The sequence below is a fragment of the Enterococcus sp. BWR-S5 genome, assembly GCF_016745255.1.
Taxonomy (GTDB): Bacteria; Bacillota; Bacilli; order Lactobacillales; family Enterococcaceae; genus Enterococcus_L.
In genome coordinates this window covers 42,318-61,806 of sequence record NZ_JADOEQ010000013.1, presented here as the reverse complement: position 1 = coordinate 61,806, position 19,489 = coordinate 42,318, and the positions used below count along the sequence as shown (strand labels likewise).

At 40.2% G+C, this 19,489-nt stretch carries 17 protein-coding genes; 8 read left to right on the top strand and 9 right to left on the bottom strand.

Features of this window, described 5'->3' with window-relative positions:
* The first annotated feature begins 32 nt into the window (after positions 1 to 32).
* The 5 genes from gap to IW510_RS14625 all read left to right on the top strand — a co-directional run bounded on the left by gap (position 33) and on the right by IW510_RS14625 (position 5,704).
* Complete coding sequence (gene gap / locus IW510_RS14645; RefSeq protein WP_202060897.1) at positions 33 to 1,034, top strand: type I glyceraldehyde-3-phosphate dehydrogenase; 1,002 nt, start codon at positions 33 to 35, stop codon at positions 1,032 to 1,034.
* Between the two features lie 384 nt (positions 1,035 to 1,418).
* Positions 1,419 to 2,612: a phosphoglycerate kinase gene (locus tag IW510_RS14640; protein WP_202060895.1), complete on the top strand. Its 1,194-nt coding sequence runs from the start codon at positions 1,419 to 1,421 to the stop codon at positions 2,610 to 2,612.
* A gap of 315 nt (positions 2,613 to 2,927) precedes the next feature.
* Entirely contained in the window at positions 2,928 to 3,683 is a 756-nt protein-coding gene (gene tpiA / locus IW510_RS14635) for a triose-phosphate isomerase (RefSeq protein ID WP_202060893.1), read from the top strand.
* A gap of 146 nt (positions 3,684 to 3,829) precedes the next feature.
* On the top strand, positions 3,830 to 5,128 hold the full coding sequence (gene eno, locus IW510_RS14630; RefSeq protein ID WP_202060891.1) for a phosphopyruvate hydratase: 1,299 nt from the start codon (positions 3,830 to 3,832) through the stop codon (positions 5,126 to 5,128).
* 219 nt (positions 5,129 to 5,347) lie between these two features.
* Positions 5,348 to 5,704, top strand: a complete 357-nt coding sequence (locus IW510_RS14625; protein WP_202060889.1) for a DUF7006 family protein — start codon at positions 5,348 to 5,350, stop codon at positions 5,702 to 5,704.
* Positions 5,705 to 5,766: 62 nt separating this feature from the next.
* Here the strand turns inward: IW510_RS14625 and IW510_RS14620 are convergent, their stop codons facing one another.
* The 7 genes from IW510_RS14620 to IW510_RS14590 form a co-directional block, all read right to left on the bottom strand.
* Positions 5,767 to 7,185, bottom strand: a complete 1,419-nt coding sequence (locus tag IW510_RS14620; RefSeq protein ID WP_202060887.1) for a helix-turn-helix domain-containing protein — start codon at positions 7,183 to 7,185, stop codon at positions 5,767 to 5,769.
* A gap of 308 nt (positions 7,186 to 7,493) precedes the next feature.
* Positions 7,494 to 8,918: a gluconokinase gene (locus tag IW510_RS14615; RefSeq protein ID WP_202060885.1), complete on the bottom strand. Its 1,425-nt coding sequence runs from the start codon at positions 8,916 to 8,918 to the stop codon at positions 7,494 to 7,496.
* Positions 8,915 to 9,826: a phosphogluconate dehydrogenase (NAD(+)-dependent, decarboxylating) gene (gene gnd / locus IW510_RS14610; protein WP_202060883.1), complete on the bottom strand. Its 912-nt coding sequence runs from the start codon at positions 9,824 to 9,826 to the stop codon at positions 8,915 to 8,917. Before gnd ends, IW510_RS14615 begins: the two co-directional genes overlap by 4 nt.
* A gap of 125 nt (positions 9,827 to 9,951) precedes the next feature.
* Positions 9,952 to 11,355, bottom strand: coding sequence for a glycoside hydrolase family 1 protein (locus IW510_RS14605; protein ID WP_202060881.1), 1,404 nt, complete (start codon positions 11,353 to 11,355; stop codon positions 9,952 to 9,954).
* A gap of 23 nt (positions 11,356 to 11,378) precedes the next feature.
* Positions 11,379 to 12,692 (bottom strand): PTS sugar transporter subunit IIC, encoded by a 1,314-nt coding sequence (locus tag IW510_RS14600; RefSeq protein WP_202060879.1) that lies wholly within the window; start codon positions 12,690 to 12,692, stop codon positions 11,379 to 11,381.
* A 13-nt stretch (positions 12,693 to 12,705) separates the two neighbouring features.
* A complete protein-coding gene (gene uxuA, locus IW510_RS14595; protein WP_202060877.1) occupies positions 12,706 to 13,743 on the bottom strand; it encodes a mannonate dehydratase in 1,038 nt (345 codons plus the stop codon).
* 177 nt (positions 13,744 to 13,920) lie between these two features.
* On the bottom strand, positions 13,921 to 14,619 hold the full coding sequence (locus tag IW510_RS14590) for a FadR/GntR family transcriptional regulator (RefSeq protein WP_202060875.1): 699 nt from the start codon (positions 14,617 to 14,619) through the stop codon (positions 13,921 to 13,923).
* A 245-nt stretch (positions 14,620 to 14,864) separates the two neighbouring features.
* Between IW510_RS14590 and IW510_RS14585 the strand changes: the two genes are divergently transcribed.
* On the top strand, positions 14,865 to 15,323 hold the full coding sequence (locus IW510_RS14585) for a hypothetical protein (RefSeq protein WP_202060872.1): 459 nt from the start codon (positions 14,865 to 14,867) through the stop codon (positions 15,321 to 15,323).
* A 260-nt stretch (positions 15,324 to 15,583) separates the two neighbouring features.
* Here IW510_RS14585 and IW510_RS14580 read toward each other — a convergent pair whose 3' ends face one another.
* Positions 15,584 to 16,423, bottom strand: coding sequence for a TIGR03943 family putative permease subunit (locus tag IW510_RS14580; protein ID WP_202060870.1), 840 nt, complete (start codon positions 16,421 to 16,423; stop codon positions 15,584 to 15,586).
* Between the two features lie 12 nt (positions 16,424 to 16,435).
* Positions 16,436 to 17,353, bottom strand: a complete 918-nt coding sequence (locus IW510_RS14575; protein ID WP_202060868.1) for a permease — start codon at positions 17,351 to 17,353, stop codon at positions 16,436 to 16,438.
* 322 nt (positions 17,354 to 17,675) lie between these two features.
* Here IW510_RS14575 and IW510_RS14570 point away from each other — a divergent pair, with 322 nt between their 5' ends.
* A complete protein-coding gene (locus IW510_RS14570) occupies positions 17,676 to 18,350 on the top strand; it encodes a response regulator transcription factor (protein WP_202060866.1) in 675 nt (224 codons plus the stop codon).
* Complete coding sequence (locus tag IW510_RS14565; RefSeq protein WP_202060864.1) at positions 18,323 to 19,489, top strand: sensor histidine kinase; 1,167 nt, start codon at positions 18,323 to 18,325, stop codon at positions 19,487 to 19,489. Before IW510_RS14570 ends, IW510_RS14565 begins: the two co-directional genes overlap by 28 nt.

The following is a 19,489-nucleotide window of genomic DNA, read 5'->3' as shown; positions in this document are numbered from 1 at the left end:
AATTTTTGATTTTCATAAGGAGGAAATCTTTAATGACAGTTAAAGTAGGTATTAATGGATTTGGACGTATCGGACGCTTAGCATTCCGTCGTATCCAAGATGTAGCAGGAATCGAAGTAGTGGCAATCAATGATTTGACAGACTCAAAAATGTTGGCTCATTTGCTGAAATATGATACAACTCAAGGACGTTTCAACGGAACAGTTGAAGTTCACGAAGGATCTTTCAACGTAAACGGTAAAGAAGTTAAAGTTCTTGCTAACCGTAACCCTGAAGAATTACCATGGGGCGACCTAGGTGTAGATATCGTTCTTGAATGTACAGGTTTCTTCACTTCAAAAGAAAAAGCTGAATTACACTTAAAAGCTGGTGCTAAACGCGTTGTTATCTCTGCTCCTGGTGGTAACGATGTACCAACAGTTGTTTACAACACAAACCATGATATCTTAACTGGTAAAGAAACAGTTATCTCTGGTGCTTCTTGTACTACTAACTGTTTAGCTCCTATGGCTAAAGCATTACAAGACAACTTTGGTGTTGTTGAAGGTCTTATGACTACAATCCACGCTTACACAGGTGACCAAATGACTCTTGACGGACCACACCCTGGTGGAGACTTCCGCCGTGCCCGTGCTGCTGCTGAAAACATCGTTCCTAACACAACTGGTGCTGCTAAAGCAATCGGTTTGGTTATTCCAGAATTGAACGGTAAATTAGACGGAGCTGCACAACGTGTTCCTGTAGCAACTGGTTCATTAACAGAATTAGTTTCTATTCTTGACAAAAAAGTAACTGTTGAAGAAGTAAATGCAGTTATGGAAAAAGCAGCAAACGAATCTTATGGTTACAACACTGACCAAATCGTTTCTTCTGATATCGTAGGAATGACTTTCGGTTCATTATTCGATGCTACTCAAACTAAAGTTATGACTGTTGGCGACAAACAATTGGTTAAAACAGTTGCTTGGTACGACAACGAAATGTCTTACACTGCACAATTGGTACGTACTTTAGAGTACTTCGCTAATTTATAATTAGGTTGTGACAAACGCGTTTTGCTCTGAGATGTCAGTTCTACTTAAGTAAGTACTTCTAGTAGAATGATATGCGTAGCACTGAAAGAAATGAATTGAAAAGTTCATTACCTTGAACAGTGCTAGTTAATAAGAAGGAATAGCTAAAAATTGTTCTTCAATTTTTGAGATATTTCAGCTTATTTCCGAGTGAGCAGCTTTTGGAACACCGTTTATGAAAAGTTAAGGTATTCTTGTACGCAGGAAATAATAAGCGGGGAAGCGACGCGCTTCTCCGCTTTTCTTTTTATGAAATAACCATAAAGTGGTAGAATAAACAGCGACAGAGAAATTCTCTACGAGGGTTTTCTGCCGCAATCAACTATTTAGGAGGGAAATTTACGAATGGCTAAAAAAACAATTAAAGATGTAGATTTAAAAGACAAAAAAGTATTAGTTCGTGTGGATTTCAATGTACCATTAAAAGATGGTGTCATCACTAATGACAATCGTATTGTTGCGGCATTACCAACAATCAACTACGTGATCGAAAACGGTGGGAAAGCAATCCTTTTCTCTCACTTAGGTCGTGTGAAAACAGAAGAAGATAAAGCTGGTAAATCACTAAAACCTGTTGCTGAACGCTTAAGCGAATTACTAGGTAAATCAGTTACTTTCGTTCCTGAAACTCGTGGAGCTGAATTAGAAGCAGCGGTTAACAACATGAAAGACGGCGATGTTTTAGTATTTGAAAACACTCGTTTTGAAGATATTGATGGAAAGAAAGAAAGCGGAAATGATGCTGAGCTTGGTAAATACTGGGCTTCATTAGGTGACGTTTTTGTAAATGATGCGTTCGGTACGGCTCACCGTGCTCACGCTTCTAACGTAGGGATTGCTTCTACTGGTATTCCAACTGTAGCCGGCTTCCTTATGGACAAAGAAATCCAATTTATCGGTGAAGCTGTTGAAGCGCCAAAACGTCCATTTGTGGCTATCCTTGGTGGAGCAAAAGTTTCTGATAAAATTGGTGTTATCGAAAACCTGATTGCAAAAGCTGACAAAATCTTGATCGGTGGCGGAATGACTTATACATTCTACAAAGCAAAAGGAATCGAAATCGGAAATTCTCTAGTTGAAGAAGACAAAGTTGCTTTGGCAAAAGAATTGATCGAAAAAGCTGGCGATAAATTAGTATTGCCAATCGACTCTGTATGTGCAAATGAATTCAGCAATGATGTTGAAACTGTTGTCACTGACGGAGAAGCTGTTCCGGAAGGATACATGGGCTTAGATATTGGTCCTAAATCTATTGAACTGTTCACAAAAGAATTAGCAGGCGCTAAAACTGTTGTATGGAACGGACCAATGGGCGTATTCGAAATGAGCAACTTCGCTAAAGGAACAATCGGCGTTTGTGAAGCAATCGCTAACCTTGAAGGCGCAACAACAATCATCGGTGGTGGGGATTCAGCAGCAGCAGCAATCCAATTAGGCTTTGCTGACAAATTCACACACATCTCAACAGGTGGCGGCGCAAGCTTAGAATTGTTAGAAGGTAAAACATTACCAGGACTAGCAGCGATTAACGATAAATAATAAAAGCGGAGCACTTCGGTAATCTCCGAGCAAATTAGGAAATTTATATAAAGACGCTTTTTGTCTTTACTATACATTTATCTATTTGTCGAAGAGATTGAAGTGAGCAGCTAGATAGTAATAAAAGCGAGATGAGCTTGAACAGCTTTCAAGCAATTTAGGAAAGTATTCAAGAATTTCTCGAATTCTTAGAAGACTTTATCTAATTGCCGAAGAAAGCTAGCTCATACAGCTAGATAGTAATAAAAGCGGAGCACTTCGGATTAGCTTTGCGTAATAATTTAGATACAACATAAAAGAAAAGGACGTGTTCTAATGCGTAAACCAATTATCGCCGGTAACTGGAAAATGAATAAAACTGCAAAAGAAGCGAAAGATTTTGCTGAAGCAGTAAAAACAAAAATTCCTGCTAATGATAAAGTGGATTCAGTGATTGGTTCTCCAGCACTGTTCTTACAAGAATTAGTTGAAGCGGCTAAAGGAACTGAATTAAAAATTTCAGCTCAAAACTGCTACTGGGAAAATAGTGGTGCCTTCACTGGAGAAACTTCTCCGGCAGCACTTGCTGACTTAGGTTTGGACTATGTGATTATCGGTCACTCTGAACGTCGTGAGTATTTCCATGAAACAGATGCGGACATCAACAAAAAAGCCAAAGCAATCTTTGCTAACGGTATGATTCCAATCTTCTGTTGTGGTGAATCTTTAGAAACATATGAAGCTGGTAAAACAGCTGAATGGATTGAAGGACAAATCACTGCTGGATTAGAAGGCTTGACTGATGGACAAGTAAGCAATCTTGTTATTGCATACGAACCAATCTGGGCTATCGGAACTGGTAAATCTGCTGACGCAAACATCGCTGACGAAATCTGTGGTGTTGTTCGTAAAACAGTTGAAAAATTATACGGTAAAGAAGTTTCTGAAAGCGTACGTATCCAATACGGCGGTTCAGTAAAACCAGAAAACATTGCTGAATATATGGCTAAAGAAAACGTTGACGGTGCATTAGTCGGCGGAGCAAGTCTTGAAGCAGATTCATTCTTAGCATTGCTGGATGCAGTTAAATAATCTAGCCTAATTCTTCTGTAATAGGCAATAAACTGAATTTATTTCGAAAAATAGAAGAAATTCATTGCTTACTTGCAGAAAATTAACTACAATCGTAATTAAGGGAATCCCCTTAGTATAAAAACAATTCAAAGGAGAGACAAAACATGTCAATTATTACTGATGTATATGCTCGCGAAGTCCTTGACTCACGCGGTAACCCAACAATCGAAGTAGAAGTATACACTGAAAGCGGAGCTTTTGGCCGTGGAATGGTTCCTTCAGGAGCTTCAACAGGTGAATACGAAGCGGTTGAATTACGCGACGGCGACAAATCTCGTTACCTAGGTAAAGGGGTTATTAAAGCAGTTGACAACGTAAACAACATCATCGCTGAAGCAATCATTGGTTACGATGTTCGCGACCAAATGGCTATCGACAAAGCTATGATCGAATTAGATGGAACTCCTAACAAAGGTAAATTAGGCGCAAACGCTATTCTTGGTGTTTCTATCGCTGTAGCTCGTGCTGCTGCTGATTACCTAGAAGTACCTTTATACCACTACTTAGGCGGATTCAATACAAAAGTATTGCCAACTCCAATGATGAACATCATCAATGGCGGATCTCATGCTGACAACAGTATCGACTTCCAAGAATTCATGATCATGCCTGTAGGCGCTCCTTCATTCAAAGAAGCTCTACGTATGGGTGCAGAAGTATTCCACGCTTTAGCAGCTATTTTGAAAGCTAAAGGTTTGGCAACTTCAGTAGGTGACGAAGGTGGTTTCGCTCCTAACTTAGGTTCTAACGAAGAAGGTTTCGAAGTAATCATCGAAGCTATTGAAAAAGCTGGCTATGTACCTGGTAAAGACATCGTTCTTGCTATGGATGCTGCTGCTTCAGAATTCTACGACAAAGAAAAAGGTGTTTACGTTTTAGCTGATTCAGGCGAAGGCGAAAAGACTACTGAAGAAATGATCCAATTCTACACTGACTTAGTTGCTAAATACCCAATCATCTCTATCGAAGATGGTTTGGATGAAAACGACTGGGATGGCTTCAAGAAAATGACTGAAGTTATGGGCGACAAAGTTCAATTAGTTGGTGACGACTTGTTCGTAACAAACACAACTAAATTGGCTGAAGGTATCGAAAAAGGTATCGCTAACTCAATCCTAATCAAAGTTAACCAAATCGGTACTTTAACTGAAACATTTGAAGCAATCGAAATGGCTAAAGAAGCTGGCTACACTGCAGTTGTATCTCACCGTTCAGGTGAAACAGAAGATTCTACAATCTCTGATATTGCTGTTGCAACAAACGCTGGTCAAATCAAAACTGGTTCTCTTTCACGTACTGACCGTATTGCAAAATACAACCAATTACTACGTATCGAAGACCAACTTGGTGATGTAGCTCAATACAAAGGTTTGAAATCTTTCTACAACCTTAAAAACAAATAATCATTTATAGAGTGATTTACCCCTCGGATTTTCCGAGGGGTGTTTTTTTGCAGTGAAAGCTAGTATATCTATTGGCAATCGCTAACCAAGGTTTTCCATTTTTCTTTTTAAAGGTTTAGAAAATATTTTTCTAGAAATCTTTATAATAATGAGTGGCTGCTATTAATGGAGAAAAAACTTAAAGCAGCTGCAATCTAAGAAAAATTGGAGGGAACTTTAGTGAAAAAATGGTGCGGATTGTGGAATTCTATGGATTTTAAGCAAATCGACAACTGTTCGGAAGCCGGAAATCCCTTGACTGTCTATGCCTCAGAGCTTTGTCAACAGGCCAACGAGCTGGTTCTTACGATTAAAGGAGAGAACTTCTACGAGGTACTTCCTCAACTGATGACGTTAGATGCTAAGTTGAGGCTAGTAAAATTTTATATTTCCAGTAGACAGCTATTCAGTGAACTATCTGATTATGAAATTGTTAAGCTGATTGACGAGGATTACAAAAATGCTCATTTTGAAAAGATACTGAATTTCAGTAAAGCGTTTGAAGCGGAGGATTCAGTACTTTTTCAAATTGGATAATCAATCTTATAAGTGAAAGAAGCTGTTGTGGGTATGGAGACCGCAACAGCTTTTTAGATAGTTTAAAGGAAGGTAGAGGATAGAATTTTTTGAAGTTCAGTTGTTCCAGGTGGGAAATCGATAAATAGTGAACGAATCGACGGATTATGTTGTTTTGGTAATGCGGTATTTTTATCCACGATAAATAGTGTCTCACTTGGTTGTACGGTATTTTTTTCGGCTTCTGCGAAATCAGAATAGACAGAAAATTGGATGGTATGTGGCAGGAAATCTTTCAACATCATTTGTGTAATATGGCTATCCATGTTGTTTTCTGAGATTAGAGCAATCGTAGAAACTTGCTTTTTAATAATAAACGGGCTTAATCGACAGCAAAGCACGCTCATGTGTTTTTCAGTGATGTTCAATCCATAAATATTCCATTGTTGAATAATTTGTTCAATTTTTCTGTAGAGGTCAGTATTGACTCTGCCAACACGTAAGTATTCTGTTGAAATCAACGGATGAAGCTCTAGTGTAATGTCTTTTAAAAATATGAAGAGAGCAGATAAGAACCAGTCTTTGGATGTCAGGCTCATTGAAAAGCTCTGTTCAAAACCATCGGTCAATCGCTTGACGCTGGGGTCGTTGAGAAAATTTTCTCGGTAGGCAGCCAGCGTTTCGGAAGGCATAGTTTGGTCAAAAACATGTGTATTAATTATCATCAAGGAGAGGATGGAAAAAAGATATTCTTCTTCAAAATTATCTTGCCATACATCCGAAAAGTTGACTCTGATTGCCTCTTCAAAGTTTTTAGGTCGCAGATAGCTGTTAATAGAATCCAATGTTTCGTCTGGAAAATGAAGGCAGCTTTTTGGCAGTTTATCGGCAATTGTTGTTTGAAGCAGAGAGTCAAAAAATTTCTTTTCGCTGTTGGAAAACTGAATGTTCAAGTCTTGTTCTACAGCACGCAGAACTCTTAGGCTTTTCTCGGTTATTTCCTGATTGAAGGTAAATAGTTCCAGTCCGAATTGTCTAGTTAAAACTGAAGCTAAGAAACGAACCTTAATCTGGTTTCCTATAATCTGATTTTCCGAAATGGTTAAATCGAGCTCCTTTAAAAATTTCTCCACGGTTGCTCGAAGGAGATATCCCTTAGAAACAGAGATAAATTGTTCGTCGATAAATTCAATGTATCTTTTTTTTGAAGGAATCAAAAAATAAGACAAGGTTTTAAGAAATAGGGAATGAGAATAGATTTTTCTGCCAATCGCATCACGATTTCCTTCTGTAAATGGATCGATTCGATACGCGCCGGCTTCACTTTCCAGAACGGTTATATGTAATGTGTTACGTAGATAGTTGATATCATTTGCTGCCGTAATTGGCGTGCAGTTTAAGGTAGAAGAGATACCTGTTTGGCTGATGTATTCTTCGCCTAACAGTAAATCGACCAATTCAACAGCGCGCAGCAGTCCCTTTTCTATGTACGTATAAATCATGGTTGCTTCACTCGATTCATGAATAAATGGTTTAAGCTATGTGTAGAACAATGTGAAACAATGCTGAATAATTTGGGGTAGTCAGCAAAGACAAAAGAGAGCATGTGGCTATTATTCATAAGACATCAATCCTTTCTATCGTTTTTGATTGAATGAATGGCACAAGGGAATTGTAATAGAAATAACAATCATTTGTAAAGGAATTATCTGTGAAGGATGTTTGAACTTAGCCTTTTTTTAATAAATACTCGTATTGAAATAACAAAAAAACAGAAGTATTTGAACTAGCTGCAAATACTTCTGTTTCTTTATAGATAGAAATCTCTGTAGGTATCAACCTTTTCGGCAAAAGTTTTATAAATCGGTTGATATAATTTCGTTCGTTCTTCATCCTTCTTAATAAGCTGGAATGAAGGTGTTGCGTGTTGCTCCAAGCTGTTATCTAGTAAACCAAGCAGACCGAAACCTGGCTCATTCTGTATAGAAAGAAGACAGTCCTTCCCTAGGATATCTGCAGCTAATTGAGCTAGCTTGGTATGACGAAAAACACCACCGTTGATTGATATCTCTTCATCAGAAATTTGGTTTGTCTCCATAATAAACTTCAAATTCAGCAGCATGCCTTCGATTACTGCCCGAATAAAATCGGAACGACCGTGAGTGGTGGTGATTCCTTGAAAAGTACCGGTGATATGCGGCGCCCATAGCGGAGCTCTCTCTCCGTTGATATACGGTAGAAACTGTAAGCCGTTTGAACCGATGGGCGCAGTATCAAGTACAGTATCCAAGTGCTCAAACAAGGCAGAGGGAGTGTCGAAGAATAGACGACTGACCCATTCCAAAACTGTACCGCCGTTATTGGAGGGGCCTCCGCACACCCAAAGATCCTTTTTTAGATAATAACAAAAGGTGGTTCCTTTTGAATCTAATTGACGAGTTGATGAGAGCTTCCGAACAGCTCCGCTTGTACCTAATGTGATGCTGGTTTGAAGTCCGGTATTCAGATAGCCTGCGAATGCAGCAAGACAACCATCGCTGGCACCGATCAAAAGCTTTGTCTCATTACGTAGTCCTAAATCGTTTTTTCGATAGTCTTTGATATCAAGAATAGTATTCGTATCGACGAGCTGAGGAAGTTGTTCTCTTTTTATCTTTAAAAAATCGAGAATCTCATCGTCCCAGTCCATGATTATACTATTGAATAATCCGGTTGCAGAAGCAGTAGAGTAATCCAGCAAGTATTCTCCGGTAAAGAAGTCAGTAATCAGTTCTTTTAGCCCAATCCACTTTTTGACAGGCAGAGAGAAAGGCACTTCTTCTTTTATCCACAAAAGCTTGGAAAATGGCGACATATAATGAATAGGTGTACCTGTTTTTTCGTAGACCTGTTGACTGAAGCTTGTTTTTTTGAACGCTGCAACACTATCAGCTGCCTGTTTATCAGACCATATCAGGATTTCACCGTACCCATGTTCAAAAACGGGAAGTAAACTGTGCATCGCTGTGCTTACAGCAATATAGTCAATGGGGCTTGCCGTCTGTTGAAGTAGTGCCTGCAAACCGGTACGCAAGCTGTTAAGCAGCTCGTCGGGCTTCTGATAAGATTTTCCGTTTGTTTCTGAATAGGTGGTAAGCTGGATTTCCTGCTGATGAATCACTTGTTTCGCTTGATAGAGAAACAGCTTGATTGCTGTTGTTCCAACATCAATGGTTACTGTTGTCCCGGAAGTCATTTGACAGCCTCCTTCACTGCTGCGTGACCGCCAAACTGATTGCGTAATAGAGCAACGACCTTCTCGGCAGTTCGATCCTTACTTTCAGAAGAATAACGGAAAAGAAGTGACTGCGTGATGACGGGCGCTGCTATTTTCAGACTCAAGGCTTCTTCAATGGTCCACTGACCTTCGCCTGAGGAGGGGATGACCCCTTCGATTGTATCTAGCTGCTCGGGCGCGCGGAAAATATTTTCTGTCAGCTCCATCAGCCAGCTGCGAATCACTGATCCATGATTGAATACTTTCGCTGCTGCTTCCAAATCGTAGTCATAAGGAGCGTGAGCAAGAATATCGAAGCCTTCAGCGATTGACTGCATCATACCGTATTCAATGCCATTATGAATCATCTTCAAATAATGACCGCTGCCGGCCGGACCACAGTACAGTACACCGTCTGCTACACAAAGGTCTTTGAATAACGGTTCGATAGCTGCATAATGCTCTGAGGAACCGCCTATCATCATGCAGGCGCCGTTTGTTGCGCCATCTACACCACCTGAGGTACCGACATCAAAAAAGTGAACACCTTGTTCACTGCATAGCTGCTCATTTTTTTTGCTATCTGTGTATTTTGAGTTACCGGCATCGATAAGCGTATCTCCTTTTTTTAGAAAGGCGAGGCAGTCGCTAATTGTCTGATTGGTTAGCTCTCCGGCGGGAAGCATTAGCCAGACGACGCGAGCTTCTGCTTTTCTTGTGTTCAAAAGCTCAGAAAGAGTAGGGAAGAACACAGCGCCTGTTTCCTCAGCAGGAGCTTTTAGTTTTTCGTTAATGTCCATGCAGTGAATCGTATATTTCCTTTTTTTCGATAAATTTTTTAGAATTCCCATCCCCATTTTACCTAAGCCGATCAATTCGATATTCATGTGGTGTACTCTCCTGTCCATGGTAGTCTTCTATCAGTTAAAATACTCTCCTTAATCAGGTTGACTTCATTTGTGGTTGCTAGAAGTCCGTTTGAGTAAGGAGAGTAACGTTATGAAGCGATTGGTTATTGTGGAAGTATCAATTGTCTATCTGTAATCAATTGCTTGTACCAGTACCCTGATTTCTTTAGGCTTCTGGTTCGTTTCTCATCTAGCTCGATTCTGACCAGACCGTAACGGTTTTTGAAAGCATTCATTGGCGAAACGCAGTCGGTAAATGCCCAAAGCATGTATCCTTCACAGTTTGCGCCTTCTTCCACTGCCCGAAGCAGCCAAGCCAAATGCTGTGAAATGAAATCAATGCGATAGTCATCCTGTACCTGACCGCTTTCATCGATATATTGTTCTTCTTGCTCGCGTCCCATCCCATTTTCAGTGACCAGCCATGGGATATTACCATAATTCTCCTTTAGGTAGACAGCCATATCATACATCACCTTAGGATATATCTCCCAGCCGCGCGAGTTGTTCATTTTTCTGCCGGGAAGCTCGAAGTTTTCATAGAACATTTCCGGATGGAAGGGTGTTTCCCCGTTCCATTGATAACGTGGCGCGCGAACTCGTTTTGGATAATACTGATTGATTCCGAGAAAATCGACAGTATTATTTTTAATGATTGCCAATTCCTCTTCTGTTGATGGAAACATGATACCATGTGTACGACATAAATCAAGTAATTCTTTAGGATATTCACCAAGAATCATCGGATCAAAAAAGACTTTATTGAAAAACAGATCATACATATGTGCGGCTTTCTGATCGTGGGCTGCACTTGAACGAGCATAAACCATTTCAGGATTTAGAATACAGCCGATTCGTCCGTTGTATGCTTTTTCATGGAATAGTTTGACTGCTTTGGCAGTAGCCAACGCTTTGTGATAGTTCCAAGTCATCCATTTCTTCGTATCCTGTTCGTGAGGCCAGCGTATAGCATCTAAGTAGCAACGTGTTTGAGAGACAATGGGTTCATTAAAGGTAAACCAGTAATGAACTCGATCAGCATAGCGTGAAAAAACGATTTCAGCATAACTGATATAGAGCGCCACAACTTCTTTTGAGCTCCAGCCATCATATTTTTCCAATAGAACAGCAGGGACTTCGTAATGCTCAAGGCAGAGCATAGGTTCTACGCCGGCTTCCAGCAGGCCGTCAATAACTGCATCAATGTGTGCGGCGTAGTCTTCATCAACAATCAGTTTTTCATGGTCTGTAAAAAAGCGTGCCCAGTTAATTGATGTTCGATAGTGGGTTAGTTTAATTTCCTTCATCAACTCAATGTCTGTTTGATAATTTTCCATAAAATTTGTCGCTGTATCGGGCCCGTAGCCGTCATGCCAGACAAAGGTTTCATTCTTGTACCAAAGATCGAGGAAAGAGTCCTGATTGTCCTTCTTTCCTTTCCAACCTTCAGTCTGCCACGCGGAAGAAGCGGCACCGATAACGAAATTTTCAGGAATCATGATGTTCATAATTTTACCTCCAAAAGAGAATTTTATTTAGCTGTTTCCAATTGTTGACGATTCGATACTTTTACGAATGGCAGATAAATCAACACTGAAACGATAATACAAACGAACTGTGTAATGACTGCTCCAAAATCTCCGGCAGTAGCCAAATAGCCGTTAACCAGCGGTGGCATTGGCCAAGGGACCATTACGACTGCTTTAGCAGCGAAACCGAAATAAGTAGCAACATACCCAATTGTTCCGGTAACTAATGGTGTCAGGATAAATGGAATGGCAAGAATTGGGTTCAACATGATCGGCATGCCGAAAATCACCGGCTCATTAATATTGAAAATACCGGGAGCTGCTGAAAGCTTAGCAATTTCCTTCATGTCATCACGCTTACCTACTAAGAAGATAGCAATTAACAGACCGATTGTCACACCGGAGCCGCCCATACTCATATACATATCCCAGAAAGGCATAGTAATAATGTTTGGGATTTCTTTTCCAGCTTCAAATGCTTCTGTATTAACTGCGATTGCTGCCAGTAACAAGGGTTCTCTGACTGGCTTAACCATCTGATTTCCGTGAATACCAATGACCCAGAAGACCTGTGCGATGAACATTAGCAATAGAATACCTGGTAATCCTTGGACGACATTTTCCAATGGTTTTTGAACGAGATTATAGATAATATCGTACATGTACATCCCTGTCAGCGCTTTGACAGCAAATCCAAGTGTCGCAATCGCTGAGACAGTCAAGACGGTTGGGAATAGAGCGGAAAAGCTTGCGGAAACGTTTGTCGGCACAGTATCCGGCATTTTTAATTTTAGCTTGTCCTGCTTACCAAGCCAACAGTATAGCTCGATAGATAAAATGGCGATAAACATTCCTAAGAATAAACCTTTGGTATCTGTAAACTGTTTAGCCAGCACATTTTCAGCAATCACTGCTTTTTCTTCAAAGAGAAATTCATAGGTAGTTGGGTTGACTGATAGATAAGACATAACAGCAATAATACCGGGAAAAACACCCTTTACCTGATTTAGCTTTGCCAGCTCAATTCCTATTAGGAAGACGGCGTAAATAGTCAAAAAGCTGAGTGTCACATAAGAAATACTGTTTGCAATCGGTTTTAGCGCACCTAAAAATTCAAGTGGTCCAAGCTGTGCCAGACCATTTTCTGTGTCGAAAACCATAGCGGAAAACAAGGTTCCAAAAGCGCCGGTGATGATGACTGGTATCAATGCAGCAAATGCTTCTTTGATGACCTTAATGTAGCGGAGGCTGTTAATCTTTGTTGCAACATTCCCCAAGACGTCAGCAAACTTGTCCATAAAACTTCGATTTTCCATTAGTAAATCCTCCTTAGTATTGTAAAGCTTCCCAAATGCCGTTCAAATAACTTGCGCCAAGTGCTCGATCGTATAATCCGTATCCTGGTCTTCCTTGCTCACCCCAAATCATTCTGCCGTGGTCAGGTCTTAAATACCCCTCATAGTTGTAGCGTTTCAACAGTGATAACACCCTGACCATATCAACCGAACCGTAAGCAGACATGTGTGCGGTTTCTTCAAAGCTGTTGTCCTCATGAAGCAGAATATTTCGAGTATGCATGAAGTGGACGCGTCCCTTCTTTAAGTAATCTTCAAGCATCGTATAGATATCATTGTCGATTCTTGCACCTAATGATCCTGTGCAGAAGGTTACTCCGTTAGCCGGACTGGAATTGAGGGCAAACAGTCGTTGGAAAGCCTCGTCATTTGTGATGATTCTAGGTAAGCCGAAAATAGGGTAGGGAGGGTCATCTGGATGGATGGCCATATTGATTCCCACCTCTTCTGCAACTGGAATAATTTCATTAAGAAAATAGCCTAGATTGTCCCAAAGATCCTCCGCAGTAACCGACTGATAAGCTGCAAACAATTCACTTAGCTCATCCTTTGAGTAAGATTCATCCCAACCGGGAAGTGAAAAATCTCCTGTTAAGGGATCGAGTGAGGCAATTTCCTTTAGGTTTAATGCAAGAGACGAGGAAGAATCCTGATTGATAAAGTTTAAATCTGTTCGAGTCCAGTCGAAAACGGGCATGAAGTTGTAACATATTGTGGTTACTCCGGCTTTGCCCAGTCGTCTGATGTTTTCCTTGTAATTTTCGATATATTTTGCTCGGCTGGGTTTTCCAAGCTTAATATCTTCGTGTATAGGAACACTTTCGACGACTTCAAACAGCATCCCATTTGCTTCAACCTCCATTTTTAGTGACTGAATATCTTTCTCAGGCCATAGCTCGCCTACTGGTACAGAGTATACTGCGCTGACGATTCCAGTCATATTAGGGATTTGTCGAATGTATGACAGTGGAATTGGGTCGGTTGAACCGTACCATCTAAAGCTGAATTTCATTGTATGAACTCCTTTCATAGTCATCTGATGATTTTAATATAAAATACATCTGATGACTTGTCAATAGAAAACGGTTACTTTTTTGTGGTTTAGCATAAAATTAGAGAGGGTGTGTGAAAAAACTATAAAAAACGACCTGAGAAAAGATACGTTTCTCAGGTCGTTTTTTGTAGCAGTTTATTCATTTTCACTTCGCTCAAATTGATTTAGGTTCATTCTGTTATAGGCCATATGCACCGTCATGGCATCGAAAGCCGCGTTGCTATCATGCTTTTTGATGGCTTCGACGATTTCTCGGTGAAGCAAAAGGGTTTCTTCTTTGACCCGCTGGTTTGTATAGCGGTCGTTATAAAGAAACATTGATTCGTTGATAACGGGAATTAAATGATGCATAGCCACGTTATTGCTGGCTTTGGCTATTAGAGAATGGAACTCAACATCCAGATTTAATTGAAGCTGAGTGTCTGTATCCATGGCTTCTTCGATAGCGAGCCGGACCTGATCGATGGCTTGAATCTCCTCATCGGTTGCGTTGGTAGCTGCTAATGCTGCTACACGTGGTTCGAGGATATATCGAATCTCAAACAAATCTTTAGTAAGCTTGAGGGTATCTTTTACAAGTCCAAAACCAAGAGGATCGTCAGCGATTCCTCGTTTCTTACTGATGAAGGTGCCGGCACCTTGTCTGACCTCCAGCACGTTGCGGGAAGCGAGTGAACGAACAGCTTCTCGTATTGTGCTACGCCCGACATTCAGTTCTTTTGCCAAGTCATATTCATTTGGCAAACGGTCACCGACTTGTAAGTCGTGCTCATGTATGTATTCAATAATTGTATCTGCCACCTGCTCCGGCAGTTTTTTTCCAATGTTTCCCATAATAATCCCTCACTTGTCTGATGAATCTATTCTAGCTTACTTTTTCAAGACTTGCAAATTGGGTAGTTAAAAATTAATCATAAGATGAATTGTAGGAGATATCTCTTTGGAAAAGGCAAAACTCTTTGGATTTGTTCTATTGTTTCCTGGCTGTTAAAGTACTGTATCTGAAGGGATTGAAAAAGAAGGATGCACACTATACTATAATAGTATTGTAGAAATAATAAGGCTAAGGGAGTTCTAAAATGAAACGAAGTGTGTTGGGAATCTGTGTTGGATTTGTGTTGATTTTGACTGGTTGCTCATATATTGAACAGAAAAGCGGACATGAAATTAGCGGTACTGAGGAATCTGATGTGTCAGTAGATATGGCTTCGCTGGATCGCTATCTTGGAAAATGGGCATCTGATGGGGAAGAATGGCAACAATATTTAGAGGTTGTAAAGCAAGGGGAGGATAAGCTCATTGTGACAAGCTTTTCTGATGGAGACTCGGAGGGAAGTAGCTATGTGATGGTGATAGATTCGCTTGAAAGAGATAAGATGGATTGCCTTTCGTTAAATGAAAACAATCGCTATTTCTTTTATTTTCTAAATGAAAATCAGCTGACTTATCATTCCGGTGTAAACGTAGTGAAGCATCCTAAGACTGATGGATTATCTAAACCAGTTACTTATATTCGTATGAAGGATAGTGGGGAATAAGGAGATGGAAAGATTGGTTAGAAAGCTTTCCGATATCAGGTCGTGCAAAGCCTCTCCTTGCGACGAGTAATTACTGGAATAGAAATGTTTTATCTTGAGGACCGAGCCCTTCAATTCTTAGCAATTCATTGGTTAGAGATGGAAGAGTTCGTAGTAATATAGCGTCTTAGGACCTGTTCATTTGGTTTGAGAGTAGAGAAAAGAGTGGGAGCCAACGGCCGTCCACTCTTATTCAATATGTTCTAACTAGTTTTTTGTTTTTAAAATGTCCGATAGACATATTCATTTTCCGGTGGTTCAATTTTTTTAACAGTATTAACAGTCATGATTGGCAGCGTTCGTTTAAATGGATGATAGTAATCTGTTGTGATTGTTCCCTCCAACTTAACCCAATCATTATTATCCAATGTTGTACCTTCTGGCAGGTGAGTAAGTAAACCGAAAACACCGGCATCAGCGACACAATGGATGATACCAAAACGAAAAACAAAACTATTTTCGACAGTATCGTCTTTTGAGTGGAAAACAAAGCCTTGGAATGACACCGTTTTTCCTAAAAAATCACTGGGGTAATTATAAATCAGCTCCATCACCTCTAAATAATTGTCATCAGTGATTGAAATGACCTCTTTATTTTCATATTCAGCCATCAATTCTTGCATTTGCCGGTCATAATCAGATTTTTCAAAGAAAATGCTGGTGTCTGGCTTCAAGTATTGTGTCTGGATATCGGGATCGCCTGTGGACTCCTTGCTTAGAGGAAATTGAAATCCCTTTGCCTCGACAATCGTTGTATCCAAGCTGACGGTTGGGAAGGCAAAACCGACAATCAGAGGAAGCGAAAGCAGCAGGTAAGCCCATAATTGCTGCAAAGGCTTCTGTTTGTGATGATGGTCATCATGGTGTTCATGGCTGCTGTGATTCTCTTTATCATTTTTTGTCCAGAGAACCAATTGAAAAACTGCCAGAATCAAGGATAATGCCATCGATAACAGGGCAAGATAACGGTAATGGATATTGATATATTGGTTAAGCTTTCCGGAAATTTGTAAAGACATCATCAATAAGCCATATCCGGCAAAGATAATAAAGCGAATCATACGTTTCCCTCCTTAAATAAGATAGGCGTAGGCGGCCGCTAAAAGTGTAATCAGACCGACGAACTTAAGCATAAATGCCCCTTTGAAATAACGTTTCATCATTAGTAGATTCTTGATATCCACCATTGGTCCAAAGACGAGAAAGCCTACAACCGGACCTGTACCAAACAGGCTTAGTAGAGAGGAGCCAATGAAGGCATCGGCTTCTGAACAAAGGGAGAGAACAAATGCCATCAGAATCATAACGGCAATCGCCAAAAGCTTTGTTTGTCCCAGCTGGAGAATTGCTGCTGTAGGTAAGTAGGTTTGCATAGCAGCTGCCAATAAGGCACCAATAATCAGGTAGCGGCCTGTATCAAAGAATTCATCGATGCCATGTGTTAGGACTTCTTTAGATTTCGAAAGGAAAGAAGCTTTAGGTGCATGTAATGGCTGTGTTGAACAAGCTTCTTTCTCAATCGAGACGTCAGAATCAATAGTTGCTAATAGAATCTCTTCTTTATTGATGAAGGCAAGCCAGAATCCAACAGCAAAGGCAATCAGAAAGCTACCGCCTACGCGCCAAAACACAAATTGCAGAGAATTGCTAAAGGCGATATAGGTCGAAAATAGCACAATAGGGTTGATAATCGGTGCCGTAAGCATGAAAGCAAAGGCGGTGTATGCTGGAACACCTTTCTTTAAAAATTGATGAACAATCGGCACGATTCCGCATTCACAGGACGGAAAGAAAAAACCTAAGATACTACCAAGGAAGATAGACAGCACCTTGTTTTTTGGTAGGAGCCGAATCACTCGCTCTGGCGTTAAAAAAACGTGAATGGCACCGGAAATGAGGCAGCCTAATAAAACAAAAGGAAAAGCCTCGATGACGATAGAAAGGAAAATCGTACTCATTTGCAGGACAGAATTTGGCAATATATGCTCCATTAATTAGGTCTCCTTGCTTGTACAGTATGCGCATGTAAAACTCTTGAATAAATGCTTGAAACTCCTCACTTATTTAACTCCTTTTTTCTTCATAATACAAGCCTCTTCAGCTAAATTTAAAGAAACTTTGTTTCATTCTCATCTATAGAATAGCTGTAAAAAGTGAGAACATGTATTTTTAACTGGAGCTGCCAGAAAACCTAAAGAACTGGCTAAGTAAGACAATTTAAATACTTCTGAAAATAGCTACTGCGTAGTCAGTGGTTATTTGCTATATTATTAGATAACGGATGTAATAAAACGACATTTAGGGGAGTCATGTATGAAAAAGATTTTATTGTTAGAAGATGATGCGAATTTGAACCAAGGGATTACGTTGTGTCTGGTGAAAGAAGGATACGAAGTGTTCTCCTGTAAAACGATTAGAGAAGCGGAAAAGATGTTTGGTTCTGAAGAAATCAATTTGGTTATCAGTGATATATCGCTGCCGGATGGCAATGGTTTGGATTTCTGTAAAGAGATTCGGCAAAAGTCGAGAGTTATCATCATTATGCTGACCTCGTATAATCAAGAATACGATATCGTTTCGGGTTATGAGCATGGAGCGGATGACTATGTAACGAAGCCGTTCAGTCTGATGGTGTTAATTTCTAAAGTAAACGCGTTGATTAAACGCCTTCCGGATGGTAAATCAAAGGTGTTTTCCTCAGACAATATCCGTTTGAATATTTCTGAGATGAAGGTGTTTATTGAAAATGAGTTGGCGCAATTAAGTAAAACAGAAATACAGATGCTTGCATATTTTATGGAAAATCCCAAGCAAATTTTGACGCAGGAACAGCTTCTTGAAAAGATTTGGGATAATAAAGGAGAGTATGTGGACAGTAATACGGTATCTGTAAATATCAGCCGTTTGAGACAAAAAATCGGCAAAGAGAAAATCAAAACAGTGAGAGGAGTTGGCTACATATGGGTCAGCGAGGTTCAAAAGCTCTAACAGTGCTTTTTCTGTTAATCATAGCAGTAATCACAGGAGCATTGTTTCTGAACTATCAGGACTTGGCTAGGCGAACCCTCATAGATAACCGACAGGCTTTAGGCAGTTTTGCGCAAGCTGATATGCTGGATGAAGCGACAGTTGTTGCGGGTTTTGAATCCGCGTTGGATGAAAGCAAAGTAGCTGAAGGTGAACGTCTGGAAGACAAATATGGGTACTCTTTTCAGGACACCCGCCAACAGCAGAATTTGCAACGCTTTCTATTTCGGATGGTACTTATCCTTTCCATCAGTGGTCTGCTGCTTTTAGTCATCTGGTGGATCAGTCGAAAACAACAAAAAACGCTTGAATCAAATTTACTGTTACTATCCGAACGATTTGAAGAGGAAAAGCGACGGAATGCAGTTCTTCTTGAACGGAGAAAGTCTGAAGAAGAGAATGTCAAAGCTGTAATTACAGACATTACGCATCAGCTGAAAACACCAATTGCCTCGTTGAAAATGAGCCTAGAAATTGCTGGTTCCGACAGCTTTTCGATAGAAGAAAGGCAACAGTTTTTTATGCAGGGAAGCAATCAAATTGATAAGCTGGATTTAATGCTGGATTCAATGGCTAAGCTTTCTCAGCTTGAAGCAGAGTTAATCAGTATAGAGCCAACTGCCTTTTCTCTGAAAGAGCTGGTAACTCAGGTTGTCAGTAGTTTAATCATGAAAGCCTTGAACAAAGACATTGAAATAGAGGTAGATATAGAAGCGGATCATTTGATTATTGCTGATAGAAAGTGGACAACTGAAGCTGTCAGTAATATTTTGGAAAATGCGATAAAGTATTCACCGAAAAGAACAGCTGTTACAGTGAGGGGAACAATTCTTCCAAGCTATGCTCTGATCGAAGTGATGGATGAGGGGCCGGGGATTCCCAAAGAAGAGGTGAACTTAATCTATCGCCGCTTCTACCGTGGAAAGAACGCTACTGTTCTTGAAAACGAAGGCTCAGGTGTTGGGCTATATTTAGCGCGTAAAATCATTGAGGAACAAGGCGGAATCATTATGATGAAGGATTGCCAGCCGCAAGGAGCCAACTTTCAGCTGACCATTCCATTAGCATTGAATATAAACACTACCGTAATTAAATCGTAA

Coding starts and splice junctions, on each gene's coding strand:
- gnd (WP_202060883.1), bottom strand. CDS start 9,826: ATGAATATCGAATTGATCGGCTTAGGTAAAATGGGGATGGGAATTCTA.
- IW510_RS14570 (WP_202060866.1), top strand. CDS start 17,676: ATGAAAAAGATTTTATTGTTAGAAGATGATGCGAATTTGAACCAAGGG.
- gap (WP_202060897.1), top strand. CDS start 33: ATGACAGTTAAAGTAGGTATTAATGGATTTGGACGTATCGGACGCTTA.
- IW510_RS14620 (WP_202060887.1), bottom strand. CDS start 7,185: ATGATTTATACGTACATAGAAAAGGGACTGCTGCGCGCTGTTGAATTG.
- IW510_RS14575 (WP_202060868.1), bottom strand. CDS start 17,353: ATGGAGCATATATTGCCAAATTCTGTCCTGCAAATGAGTACGATTTTC.
- IW510_RS14615 (WP_202060885.1), bottom strand. CDS start 8,918: ATGACTTCCGGGACAACAGTAACCATTGATGTTGGAACAACAGCAATC.
- tpiA (WP_202060893.1), top strand. CDS start 2,928: ATGCGTAAACCAATTATCGCCGGTAACTGGAAAATGAATAAAACTGCA.
- IW510_RS14600 (WP_202060879.1), bottom strand. CDS start 12,692: ATGGAAAATCGAAGTTTTATGGACAAGTTTGCTGACGTCTTGGGGAAT.
- IW510_RS14585 (WP_202060872.1), top strand. CDS start 14,865: ATGAAACGAAGTGTGTTGGGAATCTGTGTTGGATTTGTGTTGATTTTG.
- IW510_RS14640 (WP_202060895.1), top strand. CDS start 1,419: ATGGCTAAAAAAACAATTAAAGATGTAGATTTAAAAGACAAAAAAGTA.
- eno (WP_202060891.1), top strand. CDS start 3,830: ATGTCAATTATTACTGATGTATATGCTCGCGAAGTCCTTGACTCACGC.
- IW510_RS14605 (WP_202060881.1), bottom strand. CDS start 11,355: ATGAACATCATGATTCCTGAAAATTTCGTTATCGGTGCCGCTTCTTCC.
- IW510_RS14580 (WP_202060870.1), bottom strand. CDS start 16,423: ATGATTCGCTTTATTATCTTTGCCGGATATGGCTTATTGATGATGTCT.
- uxuA (WP_202060877.1), bottom strand. CDS start 13,743: ATGAAATTCAGCTTTAGATGGTACGGTTCAACCGACCCAATTCCACTG.
- IW510_RS14565 (WP_202060864.1), top strand. CDS start 18,323: ATGGGTCAGCGAGGTTCAAAAGCTCTAACAGTGCTTTTTCTGTTAATC.
- IW510_RS14590 (WP_202060875.1), bottom strand. CDS start 14,619: ATGGGAAACATTGGAAAAAAACTGCCGGAGCAGGTGGCAGATACAATT.